The sequence below is a fragment of the Staphylococcus coagulans genome, from assembly GCF_002901995.1.
Classification (GTDB): Bacteria; Bacillota; Bacilli; order Staphylococcales; family Staphylococcaceae; genus Staphylococcus; species Staphylococcus coagulans.
Genome location: NZ_PPQN01000038.1, coordinates 1 through 3,818, shown reverse-complemented (window position 1 = coordinate 3,818; position 3,818 = coordinate 1). Strand labels below are relative to the sequence as shown.

Annotated in this window: 2 protein-coding genes; both read left to right on the top strand. The window is 33.9% G+C overall.

Features of this window, described 5'->3' with window-relative positions:
• Positions 1-326 precede the first annotated feature (326 nt).
• Complete coding sequence (locus tag CD118_RS08510) at positions 327-1,748, top strand: pyridoxal phosphate-dependent decarboxylase family protein (RefSeq protein ID WP_103356563.1); 1,422 nt, start codon at positions 327-329, stop codon at positions 1,746-1,748.
• 247 nt (positions 1,749-1,995) lie between these two features.
• Positions 1,996-3,818: Ig-like domain-containing protein (locus CD118_RS08505; protein ID WP_142380866.1), on the top strand; the 1,823-nt coding region annotated here is incomplete at its 3' end.

Here is a 3,818-nt window from a genome sequence, read left to right as displayed (position 1 = left end):
CGAGAATTCAATCCAACACAAGATACTATTGAAGTATTCACAATAACTAAGAAATAAAAATAGAATAAGTTTAATACACTTTAAGCTACCTATACATGTCACTGGGTAGCTTTTTTATTTTGGTTTCCACAAATTAGTATACTTTAAATACATAGCCTTTAGAAAAAAATAGCTTTTTAACGATTGGCTCTTTAGGATTTTAAGTGTTATATTACCCATTGAAGTAGATTTATATAGGAATGTTATGAATTAACACATTTTTTATATTGTATCGTTATTTTCATAATTAGTGATTAACTTTTATGGATGAACTTGGGGGGATTTATATGAATGATGAACAAAATCAAATGCATAAAATTCAAGAGGAAGAAATTTTGAAGTTAACCAATCAATTTGTGAATAAGATCTTTAAGCATTATAATCAAGGCGATTTTAATGCAAAAAGAGGATTTTTGAATCGCCAAGAGATTCGCAAACCTTTTAATTTATCCTCGATTCAATCTCAAGGTCAGCCAATCGAAGAAGTTATGAAAGAAGAAATCGATGCGTTAGAATTGGATGCGAATTTACGACACCCTAGATATTATGGTTTTATCCCGGGACCGGCGGAGTATGTATCGTGGTTAGGAGATATGATTGCGACATCTTACAATTCTCACGTAGGTGGATGGCATTTAGCGCCTGGTGCAAGTGCAATGGAAAAAGAGGTTATTCATTGGGCGATTCAGCAAGTAGGTTTAAAAGGTGAGCATGCAGGAGGCATTCTTGAATCAGGAGGAACGATGGCTGGTTTTACAGCACTAGCTGCCGCAAGAGATGCTAAAGTTTCAGTTAATGATATTTCTAAAGCGACTGTATATTTGACGCGACAAACACATACTGCCAATCACAAGGCATTACATTTATTAGGGATACCCAAAGAAAATTGGCGTTACGTTGATACAGAGAATTTTCGGATGGAAAGTGACGATTTAGAACGACAAATACAGGCTGATCAAGAGAAAGGTTTAATCCCGATTATTGTCATTGGAACATGTGGAACGACCAATACAGGTGCTATAGATCCGTTAGATCAAATTGCTCGAATTTGCGAAAAATATCAATTGTGGTTTCATGTTGATGGTGCCTATGGTGCATCAGTCGTGCTTTCAGATCAACGTCATTTAGCGAAAGGCATTGAAAAAGCAGATTCGATTGTATGGGATGGACATAAGTGGTTATACCAAATCTATGGTATTGCGTTTTGCCTTGTAAAAGATATTCGATATTTGCTAAATACATATCGTGCTGGAGGAGAATACCTACAAGACGTAGAGTCTACAACGGATAAACCTGATTGGTGGGATTTGGGGCCTGAATTAACAAGACCTGCACGGGGACCTCGATTGTGGATGACGTTACAAACGTTTGGTACTGAAAAAATATCTGCAATGATCAATCAATCTATGACATATGCAGAGTGGTTTGAAGCACAAGTGAAACAATCTAAACGTTTAGAACTTGTAACAGCAGCGAGTCTTGGCATTGTCACATTTAAAGTAAAAGCTGAGCGTCGAGAGGAATCTGAAAGAAAAAATATATTGTTGTCAGAAACGCTAAGAAAATATAATATTGCAGGTATATTTACGACAATGTTAAATGATGAGAATGTTTTAAGAATCTGTACAATTAGTCCAGAAGAAAGTTTAGATGATTTTAAAGACATGTATCAAAGTATTGAAAACACAATGGATAAATTAGGAATGTAGTAAAGTAAGACTGAAGAATGTTACTGTTGAAGTTTTTTATATAAAAGCAATATATGTGCTAAATTTTTATTTCTAAATTAATTCTTAAAAATATAACACAACCCAAATAAACACACCTTAAATAATTGCAAATATAAACTTTTTATTAACTATTTCAAATAATATTGTCTTTCATATCATCACGTTATACAATTGCGCTTAGTGTAATCGGTAATATTGCGCAATAAGAACGAGATGGAGAGAAAAAGTGAATAATCAACAAAAATTTGGAATTAGAAAATATAAATTTGGGGCAGCATCTATATTATTAGGGACAATGTTTATCGTTGGTATTGGTCAAAATAATGAAGCAGAGGCATCAGAAGAAACAAAGCCCGCTATAGCAGTTGAAACTGGGAAGTCAACTGCAGAATCAACACCACAATCCACTAATGCAAATAAAGCAACTGAGAATAACGAACAAGCGCAATTTGCTCTTCAAAGTGAGAAAAAAGTAGACTCAGTAAAAGAAGAAGTCACACCTCAAGCTGTTTCAACACAGCCAGTTGAAACTAAAAACGAAGAAGCGGCAGTATTAAGTAATAAAAAGGAAGAAAATGTTCAAGTTGAATCGCAAAAGTCACAAGTTGCACCTGTCAAAAATGAAGAAAAAATAGAAGCACAAGCAAATCCAGCACAGTTAACCGACAACAAGCAAGCAGCAAATCAAAGTAAAGTAGCAAAAAATATTTCAACAGAACTTCAAAATGTGAAAGTTGATTTAACAAATGTTAATAACACACAAGCTATCAATCCACAAAAAGCGGAAAGATTAAACTTAAAATTAAATGCGAAATTACCTGAAAATACAAGAAGTGGTGATTTCTTCGAGGTAGAACTGTCAGATAATATCAACACGAATGGTATAGCCGCTGATAAAAAAGCAGCAAATATTTTATTAGAAGGTCAATCTGGCGTACTAGCACAAAGTGAAGTAGTAGGTAATAAGATTAAATATACGTTTACTGACGTTGTCAATAATAAATCAAATGTGAACGTCAACTTAGAATTACCTTTATTTATTGATACAAGCAAAGTTTTAAATAATGCAAACATCACTGTAAAAGCAGAAGTAGGTAATCAAAAATCTGAGCAAAATTTGAATGTAAATTATTTAAATCCAGTCACAGCTACAAATATTTCTAGTTTAAAAGGCGCTTTTATCACATTAGATAAAGCAAATCATAAATTCACACATATCACTTACATCAATCCACTTGCAAAATCATACAATTTACAAAAAGTCACTTTCACAAATGACAAAAATAGTGGGATTGATTTTGGAAAACAAAGCTTGAAAATTTATGAAATAACTAATGGCTCAAAACCAAATCAAAGTATGCACAATCATCTTGAATCATTGAATAATGTAACTTCAAATTTCAAAATTGCTTCAAATCAGGATCGATTAGAAATCACACCACTTACAGATAGCAGAGTGGAAAGACCTTTAATTGCCGTTTTAGAAGGTGAATTTGATGGCAATCGAGATATCAGTTTAAAAGTGACGCAAAATTCTACTGAGGATTACTGGAATTACAGAAATTATCCTGTAACTTTAAACTGGATTGATGGTATTCAGCTTCATTCTGGTAAAGGTCAAGGAAATGGCGAAAATATTCCTGTTCCACCTGTAGTACCTGTACCACCACAACCTGAAATCATCATAGAAGGCGGAAATGTGATTAATACAGTTGAAGATTCTATTCCAAATGATGTTATTCATGGTATGAATACAGGTGTAGATACTGAAATTGAAGAACATGGAAATTTAATCTACCTTGAATCAGAACTTCCGAAACAAATCGAACGTGGGCAACAGATGGGTATTCTATCATTTGAAGAAGATACAGTTGAACCAACCTACACAATTGGAGATTTCGTATGGGAAGATGGCGATCACAATGGTGTACAAAATGAAGGTGAAAAAGGATTAGCGAATGTCACTGTAACATTGAAAAATGAACAAGGTGAAGTTGTGGCAGAAACGCAAAGTGATGCGCAAGGTCACTACCAGTTTACGAATGTTAA